Raw genomic sequence first — 25,895 nt, 5'->3', positions numbered from 1 at the left:
TAGAAGATTTAGCCGACGGGCGTCCGCGGTTCGGCCGCGAGCTTTTTCCTCAAATGCTTGCGCAGAAACTCGACGAATGCCCGGATCGTGACCGAGCTTTGCCGATGCTGCGGATACACGGCATAGACGCCCGTCGCCGACGGCAGGAACGCTTCGAGCACGGGCACGAGCTGTCCGCTGGCGAGCGCATCGGCGATGATGAAATCGGGCAGCCGGACGATTCCCAGTCCCGCGACGGCCGAATCACGAATCAGCTCGCCGTTATTGGCTCGCAACGGCCCGCGCACCTCGACGCTCCTGACCGCGCCGTCGACCCGAAAATCCCAGCTCACCGCGCCGCCGTGGCCGTACAGCAGGCAATCGTGATTCGCGAGATCGGCCGGCACGGCCGGGCTGCCACGCCGCCGCAGATAACCGGGGCTGCAGCACGCGATCATCCTCACATCGATCAGCTTTTGCGCGATCAGCGACGAATCCGCCAGCGTGCCGATACGGATCGCCATGTCGAAGCCCTCGCCGACCACATCGACGGCGCGATCGCTCAGTTCCATATCGAAGCGCACGTCGCGATGCTCGCGCAGAAACGCCGCGACGAGCGGCGACAGATGCGTCATGCCGAACGACATCGGCGCGCTCACGCGTAGCAGCCCGCGCGGCGCGGCACGGCGCAACGACATCGCCTGCTCGGCGTCCTCGACCTCGCCGAGGATGCGCCTCGCCCGCTCGTAGAACTCCTGGCCCAGATCGGTCACCGCCAGCTTGCGCGTATTGCGAATCAGCAGTTGCACGCCGAGCGCTTCCTCGAGCGCCATCACACGGCGGCTCACGAACTGTTTCGACAGCGACAGCCGGTTTGCCGCGGCGGTGAAATTGTGGGCGTCGACGGTCGCGACGAAGATCCGCATGTCATCGAGTTGCATTGTATTGTCCACTTAATTGCGACAGTGTTTCCGGTTTGACCATGATTATAACGATCTGGATTGACCTACACTGTCATTCATCGATCGCAGCCAATCATCTGGCCCGGATCACACGACAAAACTCAAGGAGAAAACAGCATGCTCGAAATCAGACACGCCAACCAACGTGGCCGCGCGGAACACGGCTGGCTCAGCTCGCGCCATACGTTTTCGTTCGCGCACTATCATGATCCGAAGCAGAACGGCTTCTCCGACCTGCTCGTGATCAACGACGACCGTGTGGCGCCGGCGCAAGGCTTCGGCAAGCATCCGCATCGCGACATGGAGATCTTTTCGTACGTGCTCGAAGGCGCGCTCGAACACAAGGACACGATGGGCACGGGCTCGGTGATCGTGCCGGGCGACATCCAGTTGATGAGCGCGGGCACCGGCGTGGCGCACAGCGAATACAACCATTCGAAGAGCGAGCCGGTGCATTTCCTGCAAATCTGGATCGCGCCGTCGCAGCAAGGCACGAAGCCGCGCTATCAGCAAAAGCACTTCGGCGCGGCCGACAAGCGCGGCGTGCTGCGGCTGGTGCTGTCGCCGGACGGTGCGAACGGTTCGCTGCAATTGCAACAGGACGCACGTGTGTATGCGGGTCTTTTCAACGGCGACGAAACCGCGCGGCTCGAACTCGCGAAGGACCGTTATGCGTATGTTCATGTGGCGCGCGGCAGCGTCACGGTGAATGGCGTCGAGCTTGGCGAGGGCGACGGGGCGCGGGTGCGTGGCGAAGAAGCGCTGACGTTCACGCAGGGCCGCGACGCGGAAGTGCTCGTGTTCGACCTGCGCAACATCGAGACCTCGGCACTGTGGGCATAAGCGCTCCGCTTGCGCCGTTAATGACTCAATCTTGAACGTGGCTCGCTGGACGACGATGTTCAGCGAGCTTCAACTCTCTACCCTAACGGGAAAAATCATGCGCTATACGGTGTTTGAAAACCAGAAAGACGCTGTGGTTCTCGTCGCTCGAATCCTGCTGATGGTGCTGTTCGTGATGTTCGGCTGGTCGAAGCTGACCGGCTTTTCCGGCACCGTCGCTTATATGACGTCGACCGGCGCGCCCGTGCCGGAGTTGTCCGCTGTTATCGCGGTGGTGATGGAACTGGTGGTGGGCGTCGCGCTGCTAGTGGGTTTCTTCACGCGACCGCTGGCGCTGCTGCTTGCGCTGTATACGCTCGGCACCGCGATCATCGGCCACCACTACTGGAATATGACGGGCGCGATGCAATACGACAACATGATTCATTTCTACAAGAACATCGGCATCATCGGTGGCTTGCTGTTGTTATGCGTGACCGGCCCTGGCAAGTATTCGTTCGACCGGCGTTGATATCGATTTCCGCGCTTTAACGAAAAAGGCCCGCTGCAGCGGGTCTTTTTTCGTGCGCAAACTGAAACGGCGGCCCGCGGGCCGCCGTTTGCGTCTCTCATCTGCCGGATCAAACCGCTGCTTCGGCTTCCGCTTCGCTGACTGCCGCGACTTCTTCGCTGGTGCGGATCAGGTGATCGAACGCGGACAGCGATGCCTTCGCGCCGTCGCCCACCGCGATCACGATCTGCTTGAACGGCACCGTGGTCACGTCGCCGGCGGCGAACACGCCCGGCACCGACGTCGCGCCGCGCGCATCGACGACGATCTCGCCATGCTTCGACAGCTCGACCGTGCCCTTCAGCCATTCGGTGTTCGGCACGAGACCGATCTGCACGAACACGCCTTCGAGTTCGACCTGCTTCACTTCGCCCGAAGCGAGGTTCTTATAGACCAGACCGTTGACCTTCTTGCCCTCGCCGGTGATTTCCGTGGTCTGAGCCTGCGTGACGATCGTCACGTTCGGCAGGCTGCGCAGCTTGCGTTGCAGCACTTCGTCAGCGCGCAGCGTCGCGCCGAATTCGAGCAGCGTTACTTCGCGCACGAGACCCGCGAGGTCGATCGCCGCTTCGACGCCCGAGTTGCCGCCGCCGATCACCGCGACGCGCTTGCCCTTGAACAGCGGGCCATCGCAGTGCGGGCAGTAGGCGACGCCGTGATTGCGGTATTCGCGCTCGCCCGGCACGTTGATTTCGCGCCAGCGTGCACCGGTCGCGAGGATGATCGTCTTCGCCTTCAGCACCGCGCCGTTTGCCAGACGCACTTCGTTGATGCGCCCCGGAATCAGCGCTTCGGCGCGCTGCACGTCCATGATGTCGACGTCATAGGCCTTCACGTGCTGTTCGAGCGCGGTCGCGAACTTCGGCCCTTCGGTTTCGGTCACCGACACGAAGTTTTCGATCGCCAGCGTATCGAGCACCTGGCCGCCGAAACGCTCGGCCACGACGCCAGTCGCGATGCCCTTGCGCGCCGAGTAGATCGCCGCCGCAGCGCCCGCCGGGCCGCCGCCGACGATCAGCGTATCGAACACCGGCTTCTTTTCCAGTTCCTTCGCGGCGCGCGCACCGGCGTTGGTGTCGAGCTTCGCGAGGATTTCCTTCACGCCGCTGCGGCCCTGGCCGAAGGTCTCGCCGTTCAGGAACATCGTCGGTACCGCCATGATCTGGCGCGCTTCGACTTCGTTCTGGAACAGCGCGCCGTCAATCGCGACGTGACGGATGCGCGGATTGATCAACGCCATCACGTTCAGCGCCTGCACGACTTCCGGGCAGTTCTGGCACGACAGCGAGAAATACGTTTCGAATTGATAGTCGCCGTCCAGGCTGCGGATCTGTTCGATCACCGCATCGTCGAGTTTGACCGGATGGCCGCCGACCTGCAGCAGTGCGAGGACGAGCGACGTGAATTCATGACCCATCGGAATGCCGGCGAAACGAATGCCCGCTTCCTTGCCCGCTTCGCCGATCGAAAACGACGGCTTGCGCTCGTCGTCACCGCGACGCTCGATCACCGTAACGCGCTCCGACAGAGTCGCGATGTCGTTCAGCAGGGCCAGCAGTTCCTGCGATTTCGCGCTGCCGTCAAGCGATGCGACGAGCTCGATAGGCCTGCTAACTTTTTCGAGGTACGACTTCAGTTGAGTCTTGAGATTGGCGTCAAGCATGGCGTTGCGATTCCGTGACGAGGGGTGTTGGTGTCCCGGCGCCGCGCACGTCCGGATAGGACATGCTGGGCCCGGGGAACGCGCGAAACGCCGTAGCAGGCGATTCGCGCGGTGATGCGCCGGGATGACCCCGGCAGATGCAGACTGCGAGTGCAGCGTGAGCTGCGCGGACCTTAGATCTTGCCGATCAGGTCGAGCGACGGGGTCAGCGTTTCTGCGCCCGGCGTCCACTTGGCGGGGCACACTTGACCCGGGTGAGCCGCGATGTATTGCGCAGCCTGAACCTTGCGCAGCAGTTCGCCAGCGTCACGGCCGATGCCGTTGTCGTGGATTTCGCACAGCTTGATCTCGCCTTCCGGGTTGATCACGAACGTACCGCGCAGCGCGAGGCCTTCTTCTTCGATCAGCACGTCGAAGTTGCGCGAGATAGCGAGCGTCGGGTCAGCCAGCATCGGGTACTTGATCTTCTGGATCGTGTCCGACGTGTCGTGCCATGCCTTGTGCGTGAAATGCGTATCGGTCGACACGCTGTAGATCTCAACGCCAATCTTCTTGAACTCTTCGTAACGATCGGCCAGGTCGCCCAGTTCGGTCGGGCACACGAAGGTGAAGTCCGCCGGGTAGAACACGAAAACCGACCACTTGCCCTTCAGGTCTTCTTCAGTGACGGTCGTGAAATCGCCGTTGTGGTAAGCCTGTGCTTTGAACGGTTTGACTTGACTGTTGATGATCGGCATTTGCTGAATCCTCTTTGGAGGGTGGTTGGAAAGTAGAGTCAGTATCTCAGACTACACTTAATAGGTAAAGTGGATTGTGTCAATGAGTTCGATAGTCCCGCCCTATTGGTTTTGTCGGTCGAGACTATTGGGTCGAATGGCGCGGCGTTTCAGCCCTTCAGAAGCCGCCACAGCGTGGTTCGGCCGATGCCGAGCGCGCGGCTGGCGGCGGCACGATTGCCGCCGGATTGTTCGAGGGCGCGCAGCGCATCCTCGCGGCTGGGGCTGGCGCGGGGCGCCGTGCTGCCAGGCCTCGCGTCCTGAGACGCTTCCGTGATTCGCTCGTCCCCGGCCAGCCTGATCCGGCCGAACTCGGGAAACACCGCCAACCAGTCTGGCAAGGCGTCGGCGGTCGAGTTCCCGGACATCTCGCTGGTCCCGGCGCCGATATAAATCGCCGCGCGCACCAGCAGATTTTCCAGTTCGCGGACGTTGCCGGGCCACGCGTAGTTCGCGAAAAGCGGGTCGAGAAACGCGAGCACCCGCCCGAGCGCCGCCGCCGACAAGCCGTACTGCAGCGCGCTGCGCTCCAGCAGATGCCGCGCCAGCGGCGCGATGTCGGCGCGGCGTTCGCGCAGCGGCGGCAATTTTATCTGAAGCAGGTTTAATCTGAAATACAGATCCGCGCGAAACGCGCCCTGCTCGACTAGCGCATGAAGATCGCGGTGCGTCGCGGCGATCACTCGCACGTCGACCGGCGTCGCGCGGCCCGCGCCGAGCTTCATCACCTCGCGTTCCTGCAGCACTCGTAATAACCGGCTTTGCAGCGCGGCCGGCATTTCGCCGATTTCATCGAGAAAGATGGTACCTGTGTGTGCGATTTCAAATAGCCCCGGCTTGCCGCCGCGTCGCGCGCCCGTGAACGCCCCTTCCTCGTGCCCGAACAGCTCGCTTTCGATCAGCCCCTCGGGCAGCGCCGCGCAGTTGAACGCGACGAACGGATTGCCGCGCCGCCGACTCGCGTTATGGATGCCCTGCGCGACCAGTTCCTTGCCGGTGCCGCTTTCGCCGCTCAGCAGCACGGTCGCGTCGTGCGCGGCGCCGGCGCGCGCGAGCCGACGCACGCGCTCGAGCGCCACCGACGCGCCGATCAGATCGTCGAGCCGATGCCGCGCGACCAGATGCCTCGGCCGCTGGCTGGTACGCAGCGAGCGGTCGATCCGTTGCGCAACGAGCGCGTCCTGCGCCGTCACGACGAAACCGGCCCGCGCGCCCTGCTCGATGATCGGCACACAGCTGACGATCAACGCGCGCCCGCCGATCTGCTCGATGCGTTCGTCGACCGGCTGGTCGGCGACGCGCGTCTCACGCAACAGCGGCGCGAGCGCGCGTCCGACCCGCGCGGGGGTGTCCTCGTCGTCCTGCGGGGCCGCCTGTGCGGAGCCTGAACCGAGCAGGTCGAGCATCGCCGGGTTGACGGCTTCGAGCTGGCCGGCTTCGTCGAACGCGGCGACGCCGTCGCGCAGGTGCGCGACGATCGTATTGAGGCGCACCCGCTTCGATTCCTTCTGGCGGCTCACGCGCGCCAGTTCGACCGAGCGCTCGAACGCTTCTTCGACCGCGGCGAGCGAGTACAGGAACACGCTTTCCATACCGGCCTGCTGGGCCAGATCGCAGGCCATGCCCGCGCCGACCACCACGCGGCAGCCCTGCGCGGCGAGTTCATCGACCGCGAGCCGCACTTCGTCGATCGACCTGTACGCGCGCTGCCGCAGATCGACGTTCAGCAGCGGGCTCAGGTCGGCCAGCTCCTGCGCGATCGCTTCATGCAGCACCAGCCCGATGCGCGCTTGCGGCCACGTGGCGGTGGCGCGCGTGATTGCGCTCAACACGTCGAAGCCGTTGACCTTGACCATCACGACCGGCACGCTGAGATTCTCTTGCAGATACGCGCCGTTCGAGCCGGCGGACAGTACGACATCGACGGAACCTGCGTCCACGTACGCCTGCAGCGCGGCGACGGCCGCGCCGTAACCCTCCCGCACCGTGAAGAATTTCGCGCGGCCCGCATAGCGCGGCGCTACCGCCTCGCAAAGCGATTGCAGTCGGCTGATACTGACGAGTGCGACGCCGGGGCGGCCGACATCGACCGCGGGGCTCGGGTTCGCGAGGAATGGGGTGAACGTGGACACCGCGGCTCTCCTTGATTGAAACGTTCCGCGAAACGTTTCATGAAACGTTCCACCGATTGTGCCACGAACGCCCAGGCCGAGCCCACTGCGCGCAAACCGTTGTTTCATCGGCACAACGCGTGGAATGCCCGCCAATGGCACGTTTCCTGCAGAATGTCGCCCGCCTTCCACTCCCCTTTCCTTCTGGAGACCCGCATCATGACCACCACTTCCGCCAGCCGCCGCGCCGCCTTCCGCGCCAAGGTCAACCAGCGTCAGGGCCTGCTCGTGCCCGGCGCGTTCAATGCGATGAGCGCGCGCGTGATCGAGGACGCCGGCTTCGAGGCGGTCTACATCACCGGCGCGGGCGTCACGAATATGTCGCTCGGTCTGCCCGATCTCGGCTTCATCGGCCTCGCCGAAGTCGCCGAGCACACCGCGCGCATCCGCGACGCGGTCGCGCTGCCGCTGATCGTCGATGCCGACACCGGCTTCGGCAACGCGTTGAACGTGCGCCAGACCGTGCGCGTGCTCGAGCGCAGCGGCGCCGACGTGATCCAGTTCGAAGACCAGGTGATGCCGAAGAAATGCGGCCACTTTTCGGGCAAGGAAGTCGTCGCGACGAGCGAGATGGTCGGCAAGATCCGCGCGGCCGTCGACGCGCGCGAAGACGCGAACCTGCAGATCATGGCGCGTACCGACGCGGCGGCGGTCCACGGCATCGAGGACGCGATCGAGCGCGGTCATCGCTTCATCGAGGCCGGCGCCGACATCCTGTTCATCGAGGCGACCGAATCGCTCGCCGACATCGAGCGTCTGCCCGGGCTGTTCGACGTGCCGCAGCTCATCAACATTGTGATCGGCGGCAAGACGCCGGTGCAGTCGCGCGATGCGCTCGCGAAGCTCGGCTACGGCATCGTGCTGTACGCGAACGCGGCGCTGCAGGGCGCGGTGCTCGGCATGCAGCGCGCGCTCGGCACGCTGCAAAGCAACGGCCGCCTCGACGAGGACGCGACCATCGTCGCGCCGTTCAGCGAGCGCCAGCGGCTCGTCAACAAGCCGCTGTATGACCGGCTGGACAAGGAATACGCGGCCAAGGACTGACGCAACGGCGGCGGCGCGGCGGCGCGCTGCACGCCTGCGTGAAAAGGGACCGTTTCTTGCGTTAGGATTCAGGGCTGGAAAGCGGGGCTGAAAATCAGGCAAGCTGATGTCACCGCCAGCCCGAAGCACAAAAACGCATACGACAGGTAATCTCAAGCACCATGAAGTCAAACCCTTCGCGCGCCGCGCGCCGGCCCGTCAATGGTCTTTGCGCGCCTAGCAGCGCGCCGCGGGAGCTCGCGCGATGAGCAGCAGCGGCACCCGCACCGCGCATGTCGGCTGGCTGCCGTACATCGTCGCGGCCACCTTCTTCATGGAGTACCTCGACACCACGGTGATCGCCACCGCGCTGCCGCAGATGGCGCGTTCGTTCGGCGTCGGTCCGAACAGCCTGAGCCTCGGCATGACCGCCTACATGCTCGCGCTCGCGATCTTCATCCCGGCGAGCGGCTGGGTCGCCGACCGCTGCGGCGCGCGCACGGTGTTCGTCAGCGCGATCGGCGTGTTCACGGTCGCGTCGGTGCTGTGCGGGCTGTCGCAGAACGTGCCCGAGTTCACGGCCGCGCGGCTGCTGCAAGGCATCGGCGGCGCGATGATGGTGCCGGTCGGCCGTCTGATCGTGGTCCGCAGCACCGAGAAAGCCCGCATGATGCAGGCGATCTCGACGATCACCTGGCCGGCCATCGCGGCGCCGGTGGTCGGCCCGCCGATCGGCGGCTTCATCACGACTTACGCGTCGTGGCGCTGGATCTTCCTGCTGAACGTGCCGTTCGGTCTCGCGGCGATCGCCGTCGCGCTCGCCATCGTGCCGAACCTGCGCGGCACCGAACGCAAGCCGCTCGACGTCGTCGGCCTGCTGCTGAGCGGCGTCGCGCTGACCGCGATCCTGTACGGCGCGGAGCTCGCGAGCCAGCCGGCCACCAATGCGTGGCTCGCGATCGCGGTCGTGGCGGGCGGTCTGCTGGTCGGCGCGATCGCGTTCCTGCACGCGAAGCGTCATCCGCATCCGCTCGTCGACGTGTCGACGCTGAAGGTGCCGACGTTCTCGGTGACCGTCGTTACCGGTTCATTCACGCGCATCGGCATCGGCGCGGTGCCCTATCTGATGCCGCTGCTGTTCCAGGTCGGCTTCGGGCTGTCGGCGTTCCGTTCGGGGCTGCTGCTGCTCGCGAGTGCGGTCGGCAACCTCGGCATGAAGGCGCTGACCACGCGCATCCTGCAGCGCTACGGCTTCCGGATGGTGGCGATCGTCGACGTGGTCGTGGCAGGCATTTTCATCACCTTGTGCGGACTGCTGACGCCGGACGTACCGCTCGTGTTCGTGCTGATCGTGGTGTTCGTGTACGGCGTCACGCGCTCGATGCAGTTCTCGACGCTGGCGACGCTCGCCTACGCCGATATCCAGCAGACGCAGATGAGTGCGGCGAGCACGCTGTGGAGCGCGGCCATGCAAATGACGATCGGCCTGGGCATCGCGTTCGGCGCGGTGTCGCTGCGCGTGGCGGCGCTGTTCAACGGCGAGACGACCGGCCACGTGTTCACGCTCGACGATTTCCGCCTCGCGTTCCTGTTCGCCGGCGTGCTGACGCTGCTGTCGGTGATCGGTTATATGGGGCTCGCGCGCAATGCCGGACAGAGCATTGGCGGGGGTTCGCGCGGTGGCGAGACTGCCGCAAAGGGCTAAGGCACACGCCGCCGCTACGCGAACCAGGAGACACCCCGTGCCAGAAAGCGAACTGACGATTTCCAGCCGCATCGACGATCTCGACCTCGACATGGTCTACGCGTTCCTGTCGCAGCAAACGCCGTGGGCCAAGGGCATGCCGCGCGCGACCTTCGAGCGGGCCGTCGCCGGTTCGCTGTGCTTTGGCGGTTTTGTCGACGGCGAGCAGATCGCGTTCGCGCGTCTGATCACCGACGAGGCGACCTTCGCTTACCTGTGCGACGTGTTCGTGCTGCCGGCCTATCGCGGCAAGGGGTATGCGTCGGCGCTGATGAAACATATGTTTGCGAGCCCGTCGCTCGCCAGTCTGCGCAGAGTCGTGCTGGTCACGACCGACGCGCATCACGTCTATGCGCCGCACGGGTTCACGTCGCTCGCGAACCCCGAGCGGTATATGGAGCTGCATCGGCCGGATGTTTACAAAGCGGCCGAATAGGCGCCGCCTCAGCCGTACGGGCGCTCGCGCATCCACTTCGTCATGATCCATTTGTCGCCAGCCAGCACCGGCGCGCCACCGTGCAGCGTCGACGGGTCGAGCTGGCGTTCACCGTTCATGTAGCGGAAATACACCGCGCCGCCCGCCCGCGCCGCAACCGATAGGCCCGCCGTGGGAAACACCGTCTCTCCGCCGTCCGCGACGTCGTTCAGATAGATGATCAGTGTCGCGACGCGTTGGCCGCCCTTGGCGGTATGGATCGCGCTGCCCGGCTGATCGGGCGCGAAGAAGTCGAAATGCGGGCTGTACTCGCCGCGCGTGTCGTAATGAAGCACCTGCAGGCCTTCGCCGTTTTCGAGCGGCCAGTTCGTCAGGCTCGCGATGCGTCGTTCGATTCGCGCGATCAACCGGTCTTCGCCGCGCCGATACCAGACGCCTTCGCTGGTCCGGCTGCGGATCACGTCTTCGTGGCCGGTGAGTGGATTGACCGTCGTCGAGCGCTTCAACCGATGTCGCGAGCGTTCGATCAGCTCGGCGCATTCCACGGCCGACAGCACGTCGGCGAACACGACCAGCTGCGGGCGCTCACAGCGCAGCAGCACGCATACGTCGCGGTCAGCGGCGCGGATCAGGTTGCCGCGCGCGAGTGGCGCAGCGTCGTATCGATAAGGATTGGTGGCGGGATCGGCCACTGTGGCGGGCGCTGGGGGGCCGCACGCGCGCCGGTCGAACGCATGGTGGACCGCCACACGGGCTTCGCCGTCGGCAAAGCCGGCCTGCACCATCGCGTCGATCATCGAGCCCGGCGTGCAGCCGCGCGCGACATTGCTGCTCAGCCATTCTTGCCAGGCGGCATCGACGACTCGCATAGCGTTTCCTGTGCGGCGGCCCGGCAAGGCGTGCGGGCACGCGCGTGCCTCGATGATAGCAAGCGCGATGCGCGCGCCGCCGCCCGCACGCGCCTAGCCGCGCTCGCGATTCAACTGCCCGCGATAGTGCAGCAGCCCCCGGCGCGCCTGCTGCCTGAGCATCCGCTGCACGAACGGCGACCAGCCGAACAGCATGCCGCGCACGCCCATCGCCTGGCGCATCCACAGCCACAGATCGAAGCGGTCGCGATGTTCGACGATGAGCCCGTCGCGGAACACGAAACGCGCTTCGATCCGGTTCACGACGTCGCGCCCGGTCTGGACGAAACGGTAGCGCGCCACCCACTGTGCGCGGCCGGTACGATCGTCCGCCTCGATGTCGCTGAAGCTCAGCGTGAAGTCCTGCGCATGCTTCACGAGCATGCGCCACATATCGCGCACTTCGTCGCCGACCAGCTCGCCGAAGGCGGGGTCGCTGAAGACGGCGTCGTCGGCATAACAGGCGACCATGGTCTCGGCGTCGCGATGCTGGAAGGCGGTGTAGAAGCGTTCGATCAGCTCGGTGTTGGGATGGCTCATTGATGTCGTGTGGTGTATTGCGGGAGCGCATCACGTGTCCTGCACGCGCAGAGTCGCGCCGCGCTCCGGAAAAACAGCCCGCGCGCGGCAGGCCGCGGGCATGGCGCACACGATATAGGAAAACGGTGTGAATGGGGGGCCGGCGCGAGCCGACGACGGCTTTAACCCTTCCGATACCGCCGCCTTGAAACGCGCCACTTCCGCCCGCCCGGCGACGGCTGAGCGCACCGATAGCGCCGACGCAATCGTGGCCCTTCACGAGCGGATCAGTTTCACCAGTTCGGCGATCTGCTTCGCGCAGCTTCGCCGCGCCTCTTCCTCGACGTCCCGGTACAGCCGGATGATGGTTTCGCCGACCGGCGTCAGCGTGCAGCCGCCGCCGCTCTGACCGCCCTGCTCCGATTGCGTGGCCGGCGACTTCAGCGAGCGATTCAGCTCGTCGATTAGCAGCCACGCGCGCCGGTATGACATGTCGAGACTCCGCGCCGCCGCCGAGATCGATCCATATTCGCGCACCGCTTCGAGCAGATCGACCTTGCCTGGCCCGAGTGCAACCGCATCGCCGTTGCGGATACGCATTCTGAAGCGCACCTCGGGACGCGCCCTGGTGGACTTCGTCGCCGGAGCGGCTCTGCTTTTAGCGGGTTTTGCGGTGTCGGCCATGCGCGCAAGCATACACGAACGGTTTCGCGCCGACCCCTCAGTGGCGCGCTTCAAAGCTGCCGTGGAAAGCAGTACCCGTAGTCTTCGCAGCCCGGGCAACCCGGTGCGGGTCCCGGTTGCAGACCCAACGAGATCGCGCATTGCGCGGCGAGGAATTTCTTCCAGCGCAGGTTATCGACGTTGCGCTCGACCAGCGTCGGGAAGTAGCGCGTGAGCATCCACGTCACTTCATCGCGACCCGCGAGGCCAAGGTCGCGCCATAGATGATCCGGACGCAAACACGCATGGGCGATGATCGTCGCGAGACAATGCGCGTCGTCGGGATGGACCGTGCTGCTCGCGCTCGCGACGAGCAGCGCGTGCAGTGCATGGACGAAGCTCGCGTGTTCGCTGGGGACCACCGGAAGCGGCAATGCCGGAATGCGCGCACGGACGAAGTGCCTCGCTAGCAGCGCGCGCCATGCATGCGCTTGCAGGCCGAGCAACGCGAGTTCGTTGCGAGCGTCGCGCGCGGCGATCAGTTTGGCGAACAGACGCGTATCGGCGTCCTCGGGTTCGCTGGCCTCGCGTAGCCACGCACGCATGCAGTCGGCCATCAACGGATCGTCAGGCATGGCTGGGTCAAACTTCCTCCGCATAGGCGCGGCCTCGAATCTCGGCCAGCGACGTATCGACCAGCAAGCGGCCCGTATCGAACACCGTCTCGAGCACTTCGTCCCACTCGCCCGCCACCGTGCGCTCGTCCCACACGATCGGCAACTTGACCGTCCGGTACTCGCCGCTGCTGCGATGGCGCAGCAACGTGAGCCGGCCTTTCTTCGAGCGCTTGCCGTGATCCGTGACCGGGTCCTTCGACACATCGTGCCACGTGTCGCCGAGCCGGATCGCGGAGCACTTCATCGCGAAGCGCTGCGTATCGCGGTTGATCTTCTGCAACAGCGCGCCGCCCATGCCGAACACGATGTTGTCGGCGGCGAAGCCGGCCTCGTCCATCGCGGCAAGAATCGCGGGGATCGAATCCGGATTCACCTCGTCACCCTGGATCACACGTACGTGGTCGAGCACGCGCCGCCCCTTGCTGTTCGTCTGCGAGCCGAACGACGCCTCCAGCGCACGCAGCGTGTACAGCACGATCGTGCACGGATCGCCGGAGTCCGGGCGAATCACCAGCGTGCCGCCTGAATCGAGCACGGCCTTCTTCAACTCGCCGCCCCATGCGTTCAGCGCGGCGAACAGGTCGTAAGAGTCGGACACCACAGAAACGATCGCGCCCGGCTTGCCGAAGCGGGCGATCATGTTGCGATACGCGTCGACTTCGCGCTCGCGGCCCCACGCCGTGATCGTGCTGTGCTCGGCCGCCGGCACCGAGAACGCGGCCATGCTGTCGTGGTAGTAGTGATTCGCCGCAACCACGCCAAGCACCGTATCCGAGCCCATGAAGCTGACGAGGTGCGCCGCGCCGCCGATCGCGGCCGACTCCGCGCTCGACACGCCGCGCGCACCGAAATCGTGCAGTTTGAACGGCAACTGCGAGAGATCGTCGCTGCTTTTCAGCAGAGCTGCGCGGATCGTCTGGCGCAGACGCCAGCTTTGTGTCGCGACCGTGATCGGATACCACACGCGCATCAGCATCGTCTCCAGATACGACGCAAGCCAGAACACGTGGGGATCGTCGCATTCGACAGTGACGAGCACGTTGTGCGTCGGCACGACCGAGCCTTCGGGCACCGCGCGAATCCGCACCGGCAGATGGCCGCCATATTGCTGCACGACGTAGCGCCAGCCCGCTTCGTTGAACGGCTCGCCGTGCGCGCTGAAGAACGCGCGCGCCTGGTCGATCATCGCGTCGGTGACCGGCCGGCATAGGTATTCCTTCAGCAGCATTTGCAAGCCGAAAAACAGCGTGCGCTCGTAACGTCCGCCGCGCGATTCGATATACGAGACCATTGCCGTCGCGTCGGGCGGATATTGTAGAAAGTGCGATGCCTTGTACGAATCCGTATTCAGAATCGGATTGGACAGGATCGACGCGAGGTCGCTGAAACCCTGCGCGTTTTGCATGGACGGTGCTGCGCTCACGTGATTTTCTCGCTCGAGTGACCGGACGGCGCGAGCCGCTCTACCTCTTCAGAATAGGCCGGGGGATGACCTTGTATCTCACCTTACTACGGTATGCGCGATAGCGCTCGTCGTCGGCTTAGACCCCTGGCTTCAATTGCGGCGGCAGATTCGGCCACGTCGCGAGCAGGCGGCCGAGCATGCTTCTGCGGCGCTCCGCACCCGCCGGCCACAGCATGTTCGCGAGCAGGACGATGCCTTGCGCGAGCCCGCTGTCGCGCGCGCACGCGACCAGTGGCACGCCGAGGCTCAGCGCCTCGTCGACGTGCCGATCGTCGCGCGGCAGTTGATGTGCGATCCTTGCGCCGAGCGTGCGTTCGAGCATCGGCAGATTGATCTGCGCGTCCTTGTCGTACTGATTGACGACGACCCGCACCTTGCTGGCCGGATGCCCGAGCTCGCGAAAGATATCGAGCATGCGGCGCGCGCCATGCAGGTACAGCGGGTTCTGCCGCACCACCATGCAGATCGCGTCGCTATGCGCGAGCGCGCGGATCGTCAACGGATTCAGGCTCGGGCCGACGTCGATCAGCACCGCGTCGTAGCGCTGGCGCACCAGCGTCAGAATCCGCTCGAGTTGGCCGGGCAGCAGTTCGGCGGCCTTCAGCGGATCGCCGGCGCCGGCGAGCAGATCGAGGTTCGGGCGCACGTGCATCGCGCATGCGTCGAACAGCGCCGCGTCGAGTTGCTCATTGCGCGAGCACAGATCGGCGAGCGTCATCGGCGGCGGGCGATTCGCCATCAGCAGGCTCGCGTCGGCGAATTGCTGGCTCAGGTCGATCAGCAGCACGCGCCGCTCACGCCGCGCGGCGAGCGCGCACGCGAGGTTGACCGCGATCAGCGTGGTGCCGCTGCCGCCCTTGCTCGACGCGAGGGTGATCACGCGCGCGCGGCGCCGCTGGGGCGCGCGACGCCGCGCTTCGATCTGCGCGAGCGCATCGGCGACGGCGTGAGCGTCGAGCGGCCACGACAGCACCTGCCGCACGCCGACGCGCAGCGCCGCGCCGACCAGCGCGCTGGACGGCGCCGGCGTCACCAGCATGCAATGGAGCGTCGGCGCGCAGGCGAGCGCTTCCTCGACGCCGGCGAGTCCGCGGACGTTCAGATGGGGGTCGTCGACGATCAGTAGGTCGGCTGTGCGGAGCATGCGCGCGTGGATCGGCAGTTGCCGGGCCGAACCGTACGCGGTGTGCAGCCGATAACGCACGCCGCTCTGTTCGAGCCGCACGACGATGCGCTGCGCGTTTTCAATGCTCGCGGCAATCAGGAAGATGTCGATCATGGCAGCTCTGCGGCGCTTGGCGCGTCATGCGCGGGTTTTTATTCAAGTCGTGTGTTCACGATCGACGACGCAGGCTTCGGCGCGAACTCCTTAGCGCGGCGCTCCTCCGTGAAAACCATGAGCCGGCAAACGGTGTTATCGAATTCCTGTACGGCCGTCGCGAGCCGGTATCGAGCAGCCAGAGTCAGACGTCGTCTTCATCGTCGTCGCGCCGATGCGCCGCGCTGCGTTCCGCGCGCACCGGCATCTCGTACAGCGCGTCGCGCAGCACGCCACGGCGGATCTCGGCCTGCGCGCGGCGCTGGAGCGCCTCGGCGACGACGAGCGCCAGCAGATCGACCGACGACCCCGCCGCCTGCGCGAAAAAGCGCGCGCGGGACGCCGCGACATAGCGCCGGTAAATGCGCCCCGTTCCCTCCGAAGCGGCCGGCCTGCGAATCAGTAGTGGTTTCATGACAGCCCCCGATGTCGATCGGATTTGCGCCAGGTTACGCCGCTTCGCTGCAGCGCCCCGGCCGTCGGGTCAGGATGCCGTGCCCGTGCCAACCCACGGACACGGCCCCTGGTTCACCTCGTACATTCGTCTCTCTGTGGAGACGATGGCCTCTCTCCCCGCTTCATCGCGCCGGCCGGTCCTGATCCGGCGCTGCCCCTTCCCTTTGCGGCGCGTCGCTCGCGAACGTCGCCAGCGCGTTGCCTGTCGTTATCGCCATCCTTTTCGCGTCGTCAGGACAAAAAGTCGAAAAGGAAAAACGGCGAAGTCGATGCCCTTTTTGTGGTCCGGTTTTGAATGGCCGTCATACCGGTCCGCCACTCAACCGTTTTTCTCACGTATTTAATAAGGCCCCGCCGCGCTCCCGCAGACACTTGATGGCTTCCCCGACCATGCCTGCGAGTGAGCTTTTTACCGCCAGTCTTTTTTAATCCGGTTTTCCCCGTACCGTCGACATGGCTGCAAACATTTTTCTGTGCAGACCTTATTGCAACGCTTATGCCAACTCGCTTAACAATCGGTAAGGCGCCCGTCAAAGCTTCATGCTGCCGTGAAATCGGTTTGCTTTCGACGCGGCGCGAGCCTGCCCGATTTTTGGCGCAGCGCGCATTGATTCGTTTCTGACACGCCAATTCGCCGCGCGTTGGCGGCAAAGCGCGCTCCCCGCTGCCTCTCGCCAGCCTCCAGGCTGGCCGCAAGGCCGGCTACACGCGGCTTCGCCGTTCCTCGAGGTTGCAAAAGCGTCCCGCCCGGCACGGCAAAGCGCAGTCGACTCGTGCTGTCCAATCTGTCGCAACTGTGAAACACGACTGCTTACGCTTCGTCAGTTTTAGTCACGCCTTAATACCAGGGCAATTGCTACGCAATGTGCGATTCCTCGCATAACCGATCTTGACCGTTTATTCATTAGTGATCCGTGTTAATCCGAAAGCCAACACGCATTCCTGATCCATGATTCTTTTATCTGGCGCTTTCAGGCGCTTTCGCTTATCGTTAGGCCATGCGCCAATCAGAGCGCTTGTATCAGGTCAACGAGGTAAGCCACGGTTCAAGTGGTTTTCACGATTCGGGGATAAAGTCGCCGGGCAGTTTCAGCAATGAACGACAAGGTCGCCGCCATTGCATGAATCGGTCCGCCATGCAGCGCGTTCCGGTTCGCGCCGCGCTTGCAGTGTCCCTTGTTCGTGTTCGCTGCTGCCGTGAATGCGTCGCAGCCGGAGTGCAGTAACTGGCCGCCTGAATCTCACAACGCCGCACAGCAGTCCTGAGGATCGAACGGGGGGAATCATGACTACGACTTGCACGCCGGCCGACACGGAACGCACCGTTCTGTACGTGGCGAACGCGCCCGACCAGAAACTCGCCGAGTTTCTGGGCGCGTCGGGATGGCAAGCCGTGCACGCAAAAAGCACGGCCGTGGCCGAACGCATGATCGAACGCGGCAACATCAAAGTTGGTCTCGTGCAGTTGCCCGAAGATTGCACGTCTCAGCAGCTATCCGCGTTCGCGCTGTGCATGCGCCGCGTCGAGACCAACTGGGTCGCGCAGATCGTGCCGGGCCAGGCCGACAACGAACTGGTCAGCCGTTTCATCCTCGATTACTGCTTCGACTTCGTCACGCAGCCGTGGCTCAACGAGCGGCTCGTGTTCGCGCTCGGCCACGCTCATGGGCTGTCGAACCTGCGTCAGCCGCGCGTCGCGCCGGAGCCGTCGGTCGGCCGTCACGGCATGGTCGGTCAATGCGAGCCGATGCAGCAGCTCTACCGGCGCATCGACAAATGCGGCGTGACCGACGCACCCGTGTTCATCGCAGGCGAATCGGGCACCGGCAAGGAGCTGACCGCTCGTGCTATTCATGATCGCTCGCCGCGCGCGGGCCGCACGTTCGTCGCGATCAATTGCGCGGCGATTCCGCCGAGCCTGTTGCAGGCCGAACTGTTCGGCCACGAGCGCGGCGCATTTACCGGCGCGCTGCAACGCAAGATCGGCCGCATCGAGAGTGCGCATGAAGGCACGCTGTTTCTCGACGAAATCGGCGACATGCCGCACGAATGTCAGGCGGTGCTGCTGCGCTTCCTGCAGGAAGGCACGATCGAGCGGCTTGGCGGCAACGGTCCGATCAGCGTCGACGTGCGGGTGATCTCGGCCACCCACGTCGACCTGGAGCGCGCCGTCGAGGACGGCCGTTTCCGCTCCGACCTCTATCACCGGCTGTGCGTGCTGCGACTCGTCGAGCCGCCGCTGCGCGAGCGCGGCGGCGACATCAAGCTGCTCGCCAATTACGCGCTCAGCATGTACAAGCAGGACGGCGCGCGCAAGCTGCGCGGGCTGTCGAGCGACGCTATCGTCGCCATGTCGAACTATCCGTGGCCCGGCAACGTGCGCGAGCTGATCAACTGCGTGCGCCGCGCAGTCGTGATGAGCGAGGGCCGCTTCATCACGGCGAGCGACCTGGGCCTGCCCGAGGCCGACAATGGCCCGGCGGTCACGCTCGCGGAAATCCGCAGCAAGGCTGAAAAGGATGCGATCGAGAACGCGCTGCTGCGACACGGCTACAAGCTGTCCGATGCGGCCGCCGAACTTGGCATTTCGCGCGCAACGCTGTACCGGCTGATGCACGCGAACCGGCTGCATCAGGAGCCACCCGGACGCGGCGCGAGCAGCGGTCCCGATGCCGGCGACGAAGCCGAGCGCCAGACCTCTTCGTTGGCATGAGCGCGGATTTAAGCGTTTTTTGCAGTGAACGCTTAGCAGCGTAGGGTGACAGCAATTGATCGATGAAGATTCACAAGCGCTCTGCTTGCAGCTAGCGTAGTCATACGGCGCGTCCCTGCGTCACCGCCAGCATTGCCACCCGGCAAGCGGCCTCCGACCCCTTGCGCCGCCTCGCCCACGGGGCCTTCCGGGCAGGCTTTCTGCCGACTTCACCAGGCCTGCCGGCCATCATCGGCTATGCTATCGGCTCAACGCCCCATCCGGCGAGCGCCGCCCTCGCGGCCCTTTCGCCCGTCCGGCGGGCCTCCGCCGCAGGAACTTCAGCGCCCGAACCCGTGTCCGTCCGGGGTCGCCCCGCTGAAACAGCCCTGCGTTCCGGCACAATCGTCCGCCCTGGCTTCGTCCCGCTCTACACCCCATGCAAAAATTTCTCCGTATCTGTTTTTTCATTTTTCTGGTCGCCGGCGCGGCGCCCGTGTTCGCCGCCGCGCCTGAGCCCGCCCATTCCACCCCCGCTTCCGCCGCCGTCACGCTGACACCTCAGCAGGCTCGCGACGCGCTCTCCGTCCTGAACGACCCCAAGCGCCGCGCGCAGGTCGCCGATACGCTGCAGGCGATCGCCGCGGCCGGCGCATTGAGCGCGCCGCCGGCTTCGGCACCGGCGGCCGCGTCGGCACCGGCCGCCGCCAGCGGCGCAGCCTCGCTCGTGCCGGCCGCGTTCAAAAGCAATGGCCTCGCGTCGCAGATCGCGCGTCAGGGCGCGCATTACGCCGGCTATCTCGCGACCTCGCTGCGCGGCTCGGTCGCCGCGCTGCTCGATGTCGCTTCGGTGCGCGCATGGTGGAACTGGCAGTTCGCCAACCCGCACGCGCGCGTGGTGCTGCTCAAGGTGCTGTCGTCGCTGCTCGCCGCGCTGATTCCCGCACTGTTGCTCGAATGGCTGACGCGCCGGCTGCTGCGGCGCATCTACCGGGCGATCGCTGCGCGCCGCGAAGCCGCGCAGCAGGATGACAACGGCAGCGCGCCTCCTTCCACGCGTGACGCAGGCGCCGCGCCGTACGCGACGCCATCCGAGAAAGGCCGCGCGATCGAAGCCGAAGGCAAGCGCAACGCGACGCACCACTGGACGCTGCTGCAACGTCTGCCGCGCGCGTTGCTTATCACGCTGGTCAGGCTGATTCCGCTTGCCGTGTTCGTCGCCGCGGCAAGCGCGGTGATTTCGATCATCACCGACAACGGCACGCCGCAGGACCGCGCGCTCGATTCGCTGATCGACGTCTATGTGGTGTGCCGCTGCGTCGTGATCGTCGGCGCGTTCTTCCTGCAGCCGAGCGCGCCGCGTCTGCGGCTGCTGCGCATGGGCGATGCGTGGGCCGCGTTCATCCTCGGCTGGATCGTGCGGATCGTCAGCGTGGTCGGCGCCGGCGTAGCGCTAGCCGAAGTCGCGCAGGCGCTCGGCATGAACGACGCCGCGCATCTCGCGCTGCTGAAGGTGGTCGCGCTGGTCGGTCACGTGATGATCTCGATCCTCGTGCTGCGCTGTGCGAAGCCGGTTGCCAACCGGATTCGCATTCGCTTTTCCGCGCACGAGTCGTTGCAGATGTTCGGCCACGCGCTCGCGGACGCGTGGGCCTGGGTTGCCGTGGTCATCGTGATGGGCCTGTGGTTCGTGTGGGCCTTCGACGTACAGAACGGCTATCACGCGCTCGTGAATATCGGCGGCATGACGCTCGCGATACTGATCGGCGCGCGGCTCGTGTCGATCGTGATCTTCGGTGCGCTCGCGCGCATCTTCCACGTGCAGGACGAAGCGTCGCGCTCGCTCGTGCATCAGCACGCGTACCGATACTATCCGGCGCTGCGGCGCGTGATCGGCTGGGTCATCGGCATTGTCACCGCGTTCGTGCTGTTGCAGGCGTGGGGCGTCGATGTCGTCGATCTGTTCCGCAGCGGCACGATCGGCCACCGCCTCGCCTCGGCGCTCGCGACGATCGCGGTCGCAGCGATCATCGCGCTGGTGGTGTGGGAGGTGGTCAACGTGTCGGCCGAGCGCCGCCTCGACGACTGGACGAGCAGCGGCGATCTGGTGCGCGCCGCGCGCCTGCGCACGCTGATGCCGATGCTGCGCAGCGCGCTGTTCTGCGTGATCGCGCTCGTCGTCGTGCTGACGGGACTGAGCGAACTCGGCGTGAACATCGGGCCGCTGCTCGCGGGCGCGAGCATCTTCGGCGTCGCGCTCGGCTTCGGCTCACAGAAGCTGGTGCAGGATTTCATCACCGGCATCTTCCTGCTGATGGAAAACGCGATGCAGGTCGGCGACTGGGTCACGCTCGCGGGCGTGTCGGGCACCGTCGAATATCTGTCGATTCGCACCGTGCGCCTGCGCGGCAGCGACGGCTCGCTGTTTACGGTGCCGTTCAGTTCGGTGTCGACCGTGAACAACACGAATCGCGGCATCGGCAACGCGGCGGTGCGCGTGAATATCGTGTTCGGCCAGGACGTCGAGCGCGCGATCGACACGCTGAAGGAAATCGGCGCATCGCTGCGCGCGGATGACAAGTTCAAGGACGGCATCCTGGCGGACTTCTCGTTCTGGGGCGTCGATGCGGTCGACGGTTCGGCGATCACGCTGGCCGGCCAGATGCAATGCCGCGATACGTCGCGCTGGGGCGTGCAACGCGAGTTCAACCGGCGCATCCTCGAGCGCTTCAGCGAGCTCGGCATCGAGATCGCGAATCCGCAGCGCCATCTGCTCACGTGGGACCCGGCGAGCAAGGCCAAGGTCGATGCGGGCGTGCCGCGCATCCTCCACGTTGGACAGCCTGATGGCGGCGAGCACACTCCGCACAAGGGCGACGCGCCGCTCGACGATCAGATCCCCGTCGATCCGAGCCCGGCCGGTGGCCCCGGTACGCCCGCCAATCCGGGCTCGACCTCGCCGCACGCGTGACGTGACACGCCGCGCGTCGCACGCGTAAAGGTTCGCTAGCGCCACACAGCGCTAGCGAACCTGCCACCAGCGCGGCAACAGGCGCCGCACTTCCGGCCTGCGAAAGCGGTCGTCGATCAGATGCACGACGCCGCGATCCTGTTCGGTGCGGATCACGCGCCCCGCCGCCTGCACGACTTTCTGCAATCCCGGGTACAGGTACATATAGTCGTAGCCATTGCCGAAGCGCGCATCGAGCGCGCGGCGCATCTGCTCGTTGACGTCGTTGACCTGCGGCAGACCGAGCGTCGCAACGAACGCGCCGATCAGTTGCTGTCCGGTCAGATCCACTCCCTCCGAAAACGCGCCGCCGAGCACCGCGAAGCCGATTCCCTGATTCATCGTCCTGAAGCGCGCGAGAAACGCATCACGCGCGGCTTCGTCCATGCCGGGCTCCTGCGTCCACACCGGCAAGCCGGGATGCCGCTCGCGCAGCAGCGCGACCACGCGTTGCAGATAATCGAAACTGCTCAGGAACCCGAGATAATTGCCGGGCTGCGTGTCGTACTGCTTCGCAATCAGTTCGACGATCGGCGCGAGCGAGCGCTCGCGATCGCGCCAGCGCGTCGATACATGAGCCGCTACGTGCACCTGCAACTGCTCCGCGCGAAACGGTCCTTCGACATCGAGCCATTGCGTATCGTCGGCGAGCCCAAGCGTGTCGCGATAGAAATGCTGCGGATTCAGCGTGCCGGAGAACATCACCGTGGTACGCGCGGCCGCATAGCGTGGCGCGAGAAACGGCGCGGGGATCACGTTGCGCACGCATAGCGTCGCACTGGTTTTGTCGCGCGGCGCGTAACGGTCGGCGCTCAATGTCACGTCGAACATCGAGTGCTCGCCGAACTGCTCGGCGAGCGCGACGAAGTGCATCGCATCGAAGAAAAAGCGCAGCGCGTGTTCGTCGATCGACAACGGCGCGTCGGCGAGCTGATCGGTCACTGCGCCAATCAGATTCTGCGCGGCGGATAGCAACTTTCCGGGTATCTCCGCGTACACCTGGTAGCTGGCCGTCTGCGCGCGCTTCAGCGCATTCCATTCGCGCTGCAAGCGTTCGAGCGGTTTCTTCAGCGCCGCGGGGGCGCTCTTGCGCACGAGCCGGAACGCGCTTTGATCGAGCGACGCGGTATACATGCGCCGCGCGCGTTCGAGCAGGTTGTGCGCTTCATCGACCAGCACGCCGATGCTCCACTGGTTGATCTGCGTGAGCGCATGCAGCATCGCGCTCGCGTCGTAGTAGTAGTTGTAATCGCCGACGATCACGTCGGCCCAGCGCGCGAGCTCCTGCGCCAGATAGTACGGACACACGTCGTGCGCGAGCGCGGCCTCGCGCACCGCCGCGCGATCGAGCCGCGGCGTCGCCAGCGCCGCGGCACGCGCCGCATCGAGACGATCGTAAAAGCCGCGCGCGAGCGGACATGACTCGCCGTTGCAGGCTTTATCCGGATGCTCGCAGGCCTTGTCGCGCGCGACGAGTTCGAGCGTTCTGAGCGGCAACGGCGCGCTCTGGTGCAGCGAGTCGATCGCATCGAGCGCAAGCGCGCGGCCCGGCGTCTTCGCGGTCAGAAAGAACACGCGATCGAGCCGGTCTTCGCCGCAGGCTTTGAGCAACGGAAAAATCGTCGCCAGCGTTTTGCCGATGCCGGTCGGCGCCTGCGCCATCAACGGCTTGCCGTCGCGCGCCGCACGATACACGGCCACCGCGAGCTCGCGCTGCCCACGGCGAAACTGCCCATACGGAAACTGCAACTCGACGAGCGCCGCATTGCGCGCAGCGCGATGCGCGTCTTCCTGCACGGCCCAATCGAGAAATCGTTCGCACTGGTCGACGAAGAAGATTTCGAGTTCGCCCGCGCTGTGCTGCTGTGTCAGCACGGTTTCCTTCTGACTGCCGATATCGAAGTACACCAGCGCAACCGTCAGTTCGCCGAGCCCGCGCGCCCGGCACAGCAGATGCCCATAGACGAGCGCTTGTGCCCAGTGCAGCACGCGATGATTGGCGGGCATGCGCGCGAGATCGCCGCGATAGGTCTTCACTTCTTCGAGCCGGTTCGCGATTGGATCGTAGCCGTCCGCGCGGCCACGCACGGTCAGACTGCGATGCGTGCCCGTCAGCGTGAGTTCGGTTTCGTAGCCGCCCGCGCGACGGCCGGCGACCATCTGATGACCGGCAATGCCTTCGAGCGAAGTCGGCGCGGGCGTGAAGCGCAGATCGAGATCGCCGCGCCGCGCGGTGAATTCGCACATCGCGCGGACAGCTACCACGTAGCTCATACGACGCGCTCCGCTTCGGCTCGCGTCGCGACGTCCGCTGCGCCCTGCGCCTCTTGCCCGGCCCAGCGCACGTCGACGACGCGCACCGGCATGCCGTGCTGCGCGCAGTACGCGAGCCAGCGGATCTGGTTGTCCTGCAGACGATCGCCGGGGCCTTTCACCTCGATCAATTCATAGCGACGCTCGGCCGGCCAGAACCGGATCAGGTCGGGCAAGCCGGAACGATTGCCGCGAATGTCGCGCAGCAAGCGCTCGAACCACCGCTTCAGATGTTCGGCGGGCAGACAGTCGAGCGCAAGCGCGACGAGTTCGGGCGTCAACAGTCCCCAGAATACGAACGGCGACTGCATACCGGTCTTCTGATGCAGATGCCGCAGAATCGTGTCGCGATACACACCGCTATCGAGTTGCGCGAAGCACGCCGCGAACTGCGTGGCGCGACGCGCGTGAAAATCGGGCGCGTGCAGATCGGCCGGTTCGCGCTGGAACGGATGAAAAAACGCGCCGGGCAGCGCCGCGAACACCGGCTCCCAGCACAGCAGGCCGAACAGCGAATTGATCAGCGCGTTCTCGACGTAGTGCACCGGCGCGGCGTCGCTGCTCAGATGATCGCGCACCACGTATTCGACGGGCACCGGCGTGTCAGGCTTCGGCAGCACCAGCGTGCCGCGCTCCACCCGTCGCGCCGCCGCCGCGCGCGGCACTGGCACGCTGCATTTGCGCCGCAAGCGCGGCAACATCCGGGCGACACGCTGCGCCTCTTCTTCGCTCTCGGGCGCTGCATCGGCCTGCAAAGCCAGCGCGAGCGCTTCGCCGTCACGCCCGCTGCGCTCGAGCACGCGCATGCGTCGATGACGCGCACCCGGCCACGCGCATGCGTCGTACACCTCGAGTGCGGTGCTCCACTGTTCGCGCCGCTCGCACTCCTGGCCGATCCGGAACAGCAGTTTCGCGCGACGCGTTTCCAGCCACGGATTCGCAGTATCGATCGCGCGGACGGTCGTGATCAGTTCTTCAAGCGTGGCGGCGCCGGTGTCGACCGGTAGCCATTCGAGCGCTTCGCGGCACGCGTGCAGCGCGAGATAAACGTCGATGTCCGCGCGTTTCTGGAACGCGCGCGACGACGGGCCGAACGCGACCTTCTCGTACTGGAACACGCCCAGGTCGGCGAGCACGAACTCCGACCAGTCCTGATATAGATTGCCGAAGAACATCAGCCGCAAGCGATCGCACAACGGCGCGATCGCAACGTGCAGCACGCGGTCCGTAGTGGCGTCGTGCCACGCGGCGAGCGGACGTGATGGACATGCTTGCGCTTCGCCGCTTTCAGTTTCGTAAAGCGCGCGCAGCGTTTCGAGCAGATCCGGTTTGCGCAATGCCTTTGCGCCGGGAATTCGCGCGAACGCGTCCGCGAACATCTCCAGCAATTGCGCACGCGTGCTGAGGGCAAACAGATCGTCGAGTGATAGAGCCGGCTCGGTGTCGATCCAGCGATGCACCGTCATCGGCATCGCCGCCTGCAACGGACAGCCGATTTCCTCATAAACGAGGCGGCTCGCGCGAAACAACATGCCCTTGCGCATCAGCATGCGCACCAGCAACGCACGCGATGCCTGCGGCAATGTCGCGAAAGTGCTCAGAAAAGCGTGCTCTTCGTCGTCGAGCAGGTCGTCGTAACGCGCGGCGAGCCACGCCAACGCGCGCTCGAAATTCAGCAGATAGTAAGGGGCCTCAGAGCGGATCTCTGAGCGAGCATCGGTTGCCAC

At 65.3% G+C, this 25,895-nt stretch carries 20 protein-coding genes; 7 read left to right on the top strand and 13 right to left on the bottom strand.

Annotated features, from left to right (window positions below; genetic code table 11):
* Window positions 1-8: 8 nt before the first annotated feature.
* Window positions 9-920, bottom strand: coding sequence for a LysR family transcriptional regulator (locus tag AB4Y34_RS29745; RefSeq protein WP_368718024.1), 912 nt, complete (start codon window positions 918-920; stop codon window positions 9-11).
* A gap of 138 nt (window positions 921-1,058) precedes the next feature.
* On the opposite strand from AB4Y34_RS29745, the gene AB4Y34_RS29740 reads away from it, so the two are divergent.
* Together AB4Y34_RS29740 and AB4Y34_RS29735 are read left to right on the top strand one after the other, a co-directional pair.
* A complete protein-coding gene (locus AB4Y34_RS29740) occupies window positions 1,059-1,784 on the top strand; it encodes a pirin family protein (RefSeq protein WP_176382993.1) in 726 nt (241 codons plus the stop codon).
* Between the two features lie 97 nt (window positions 1,785-1,881).
* Window positions 1,882-2,295 carry a DoxX family protein gene (locus tag AB4Y34_RS29735; RefSeq protein ID WP_368718023.1) on the top strand — a complete coding sequence of 138 codons (414 nt, stop codon included), beginning with the start codon at window positions 1,882-1,884 and terminating at the stop codon, window positions 2,293-2,295.
* A gap of 109 nt (window positions 2,296-2,404) precedes the next feature.
* On the opposite strand, the gene ahpF is transcribed toward AB4Y34_RS29735, so the two are convergent.
* The 3 genes from ahpF to prpR all read right to left on the bottom strand — a co-directional run bounded on the left by ahpF (window position 2,405) and on the right by prpR (window position 6,905).
* Window positions 2,405-3,997 carry an alkyl hydroperoxide reductase subunit F gene (ahpF, locus tag AB4Y34_RS29730; protein ID WP_368718022.1) on the bottom strand — a complete coding sequence of 531 codons (1,593 nt, stop codon included), beginning with the start codon at window positions 3,995-3,997 and terminating at the stop codon, window positions 2,405-2,407.
* Between the two features lie 173 nt (window positions 3,998-4,170).
* On the bottom strand, window positions 4,171-4,734 hold the full coding sequence (gene ahpC / locus AB4Y34_RS29725) for an alkyl hydroperoxide reductase subunit C (RefSeq protein ID WP_176382996.1): 564 nt from the start codon (window positions 4,732-4,734) through the stop codon (window positions 4,171-4,173).
* A 149-nt stretch (window positions 4,735-4,883) separates the two neighbouring features.
* A complete protein-coding gene (gene prpR / locus AB4Y34_RS29720) occupies window positions 4,884-6,905 on the bottom strand; it encodes a propionate catabolism operon regulatory protein PrpR (RefSeq protein WP_368718021.1) in 2,022 nt (673 codons plus the stop codon).
* A gap of 198 nt (window positions 6,906-7,103) precedes the next feature.
* On the opposite strand from prpR, the gene AB4Y34_RS29715 reads away from it, so the two are divergent.
* From AB4Y34_RS29715 to AB4Y34_RS29705, 3 genes are all read left to right on the top strand, one after another.
* On the top strand, window positions 7,104-7,988 hold the full coding sequence (locus tag AB4Y34_RS29715; RefSeq protein ID WP_176383000.1) for an oxaloacetate decarboxylase: 885 nt from the start codon (window positions 7,104-7,106) through the stop codon (window positions 7,986-7,988).
* 244 nt (window positions 7,989-8,232) lie between these two features.
* On the top strand, window positions 8,233-9,672 hold the full coding sequence (locus AB4Y34_RS29710; RefSeq protein ID WP_176383002.1) for an MFS transporter: 1,440 nt from the start codon (window positions 8,233-8,235) through the stop codon (window positions 9,670-9,672).
* 37 nt (window positions 9,673-9,709) lie between these two features.
* Complete coding sequence (locus AB4Y34_RS29705; RefSeq protein ID WP_176383004.1) at window positions 9,710-10,147, top strand: GNAT family N-acetyltransferase; 438 nt, start codon at window positions 9,710-9,712, stop codon at window positions 10,145-10,147.
* Window positions 10,148-10,155: 8 nt separating this feature from the next.
* On the opposite strand, the gene AB4Y34_RS29700 is transcribed toward AB4Y34_RS29705, so the two are convergent.
* From AB4Y34_RS29700 to AB4Y34_RS29670, 7 genes are all read right to left on the bottom strand, one after another.
* Window positions 10,156-11,016: a 2OG-Fe(II) oxygenase gene (locus AB4Y34_RS29700; protein WP_176383006.1), complete on the bottom strand. Its 861-nt coding sequence runs from the start codon at window positions 11,014-11,016 to the stop codon at window positions 10,156-10,158.
* 93 nt (window positions 11,017-11,109) lie between these two features.
* Window positions 11,110-11,595, bottom strand: coding sequence for a nuclear transport factor 2 family protein (locus AB4Y34_RS29695; RefSeq protein ID WP_176383008.1), 486 nt, complete (start codon window positions 11,593-11,595; stop codon window positions 11,110-11,112).
* Window positions 11,596-11,850: 255 nt separating this feature from the next.
* Window positions 11,851-12,270, bottom strand: coding sequence for a winged helix-turn-helix domain-containing protein (locus AB4Y34_RS29690; protein WP_254905988.1), 420 nt, complete (start codon window positions 12,268-12,270; stop codon window positions 11,851-11,853).
* A gap of 38 nt (window positions 12,271-12,308) precedes the next feature.
* Window positions 12,309-12,854 (bottom strand): nitrogen fixation protein NifQ, encoded by a 546-nt coding sequence (locus tag AB4Y34_RS29685; RefSeq protein ID WP_368718067.1) that lies wholly within the window; start codon window positions 12,852-12,854, stop codon window positions 12,309-12,311.
* A gap of 25 nt (window positions 12,855-12,879) precedes the next feature.
* The gene (locus AB4Y34_RS29680) at window positions 12,880-14,319 is read right to left on the bottom strand and encodes a nicotinate phosphoribosyltransferase (protein ID WP_368718020.1); all 1,440 of its coding nucleotides are present in this window, start codon (window positions 14,317-14,319) and stop codon (window positions 12,880-12,882) included.
* 136 nt (window positions 14,320-14,455) lie between these two features.
* Window positions 14,456-15,658 carry a CpaE family protein gene (locus AB4Y34_RS29675; RefSeq protein ID WP_368718019.1) on the bottom strand — a complete coding sequence of 401 codons (1,203 nt, stop codon included), beginning with the start codon at window positions 15,656-15,658 and terminating at the stop codon, window positions 14,456-14,458.
* A gap of 184 nt (window positions 15,659-15,842) precedes the next feature.
* Window positions 15,843-16,112, bottom strand: coding sequence for a hypothetical protein (locus AB4Y34_RS29670; protein WP_368718018.1), 270 nt, complete (start codon window positions 16,110-16,112; stop codon window positions 15,843-15,845).
* Between the two features lie 1,326 nt (window positions 16,113-17,438).
* On the opposite strand from AB4Y34_RS29670, the gene AB4Y34_RS29665 reads away from it, so the two are divergent.
* Both AB4Y34_RS29665 and AB4Y34_RS29660 read left to right on the top strand, forming a co-directional pair.
* On the top strand, window positions 17,439-18,866 hold the full coding sequence (locus AB4Y34_RS29665; RefSeq protein WP_176383018.1) for a sigma-54 dependent transcriptional regulator: 1,428 nt from the start codon (window positions 17,439-17,441) through the stop codon (window positions 18,864-18,866).
* 418 nt (window positions 18,867-19,284) lie between these two features.
* Window positions 19,285-21,816, top strand: coding sequence for a mechanosensitive ion channel domain-containing protein (locus AB4Y34_RS29660; protein WP_368718017.1), 2,532 nt, complete (start codon window positions 19,285-19,287; stop codon window positions 21,814-21,816).
* Window positions 21,817-21,867: 51 nt separating this feature from the next.
* Here AB4Y34_RS29660 and AB4Y34_RS29655 read toward each other — a convergent pair whose 3' ends face one another.
* Both AB4Y34_RS29655 and AB4Y34_RS29650 read right to left on the bottom strand, forming a co-directional pair.
* Window positions 21,868-24,129, bottom strand: coding sequence for an ATP-dependent DNA helicase (locus AB4Y34_RS29655; RefSeq protein ID WP_368718016.1), 2,262 nt, complete (start codon window positions 24,127-24,129; stop codon window positions 21,868-21,870).
* Window positions 24,126-25,895 (bottom strand): VRR-NUC domain-containing protein, encoded by a 1,770-nt coding sequence (locus AB4Y34_RS29650; protein ID WP_368718015.1) that lies wholly within the window; start codon window positions 25,893-25,895, stop codon window positions 24,126-24,128. The genes AB4Y34_RS29655 and AB4Y34_RS29650 overlap by 4 nt, the downstream gene beginning before the upstream one ends.

The organism is Paraburkholderia sp. BR10954 (genome assembly GCF_040965775.1).
Classification (GTDB): domain Bacteria; phylum Pseudomonadota; class Gammaproteobacteria; order Burkholderiales; family Burkholderiaceae; genus Paraburkholderia; species Paraburkholderia youngii.
Note: the sequence above shows the minus strand (reverse complement) of the source record. Positions and strands in the feature narration are given on the sequence as shown.

What these genes read in the sequence shown, in the direction of transcription:
- AB4Y34_RS29675 (WP_368718019.1), bottom strand. Translation starts at nt 15,658, where the DNA reads ATGATCGACATCTTCCTGATTGCCGCGAGCATTGAAAACGCGCAGCGC.
- AB4Y34_RS29665 (WP_176383018.1), top strand. Translation starts at nt 17,439, where the DNA reads ATGACTACGACTTGCACGCCGGCCGACACGGAACGCACCGTTCTGTAC.
- AB4Y34_RS29660 (WP_368718017.1), top strand. Translation starts at nt 19,285, where the DNA reads ATGCAAAAATTTCTCCGTATCTGTTTTTTCATTTTTCTGGTCGCCGGC.
- ahpF (WP_368718022.1), bottom strand. Translation starts at nt 3,997, where the DNA reads ATGCTTGACGCCAATCTCAAGACTCAACTGAAGTCGTACCTCGAAAAA.
- AB4Y34_RS29710 (WP_176383002.1), top strand. Translation starts at nt 8,233, where the DNA reads ATGAGCAGCAGCGGCACCCGCACCGCGCATGTCGGCTGGCTGCCGTAC.
- AB4Y34_RS29695 (WP_176383008.1), bottom strand. Translation starts at nt 11,595, where the DNA reads ATGAGCCATCCCAACACCGAGCTGATCGAACGCTTCTACACCGCCTTC.
- AB4Y34_RS29715 (WP_176383000.1), top strand. Translation starts at nt 7,104, where the DNA reads ATGACCACCACTTCCGCCAGCCGCCGCGCCGCCTTCCGCGCCAAGGTC.
- ahpC (WP_176382996.1), bottom strand. Translation starts at nt 4,734, where the DNA reads ATGCCGATCATCAACAGTCAAGTCAAACCGTTCAAAGCACAGGCTTAC.
- AB4Y34_RS29670 (WP_368718018.1), bottom strand. Translation starts at nt 16,112, where the DNA reads ATGAAACCACTACTGATTCGCAGGCCGGCCGCTTCGGAGGGAACGGGG.
- AB4Y34_RS29655 (WP_368718016.1), bottom strand. Translation starts at nt 24,129, where the DNA reads ATGAGCTACGTGGTAGCTGTCCGCGCGATGTGCGAATTCACCGCGCGG.
- AB4Y34_RS29735 (WP_368718023.1), top strand. Translation starts at nt 1,882, where the DNA reads ATGCGCTATACGGTGTTTGAAAACCAGAAAGACGCTGTGGTTCTCGTC.
- AB4Y34_RS29690 (WP_254905988.1), bottom strand. Translation starts at nt 12,270, where the DNA reads ATGCTTGCGCGCATGGCCGACACCGCAAAACCCGCTAAAAGCAGAGCC.
- AB4Y34_RS29740 (WP_176382993.1), top strand. Translation starts at nt 1,059, where the DNA reads ATGCTCGAAATCAGACACGCCAACCAACGTGGCCGCGCGGAACACGGC.
- AB4Y34_RS29700 (WP_176383006.1), bottom strand. Translation starts at nt 11,016, where the DNA reads ATGCGAGTCGTCGATGCCGCCTGGCAAGAATGGCTGAGCAGCAATGTC.
- AB4Y34_RS29685 (WP_368718067.1), bottom strand. Translation starts at nt 12,854, where the DNA reads ATGGCCGACTGCATGCGTGCGTGGCTACGCGAGGCCAGCGAACCCGAG.
- AB4Y34_RS29745 (WP_368718024.1), bottom strand. Translation starts at nt 920, where the DNA reads ATGCAACTCGATGACATGCGGATCTTCGTCGCGACCGTCGACGCCCAC.
- AB4Y34_RS29680 (WP_368718020.1), bottom strand. Translation starts at nt 14,319, where the DNA reads ATGCAAAACGCGCAGGGTTTCAGCGACCTCGCGTCGATCCTGTCCAAT.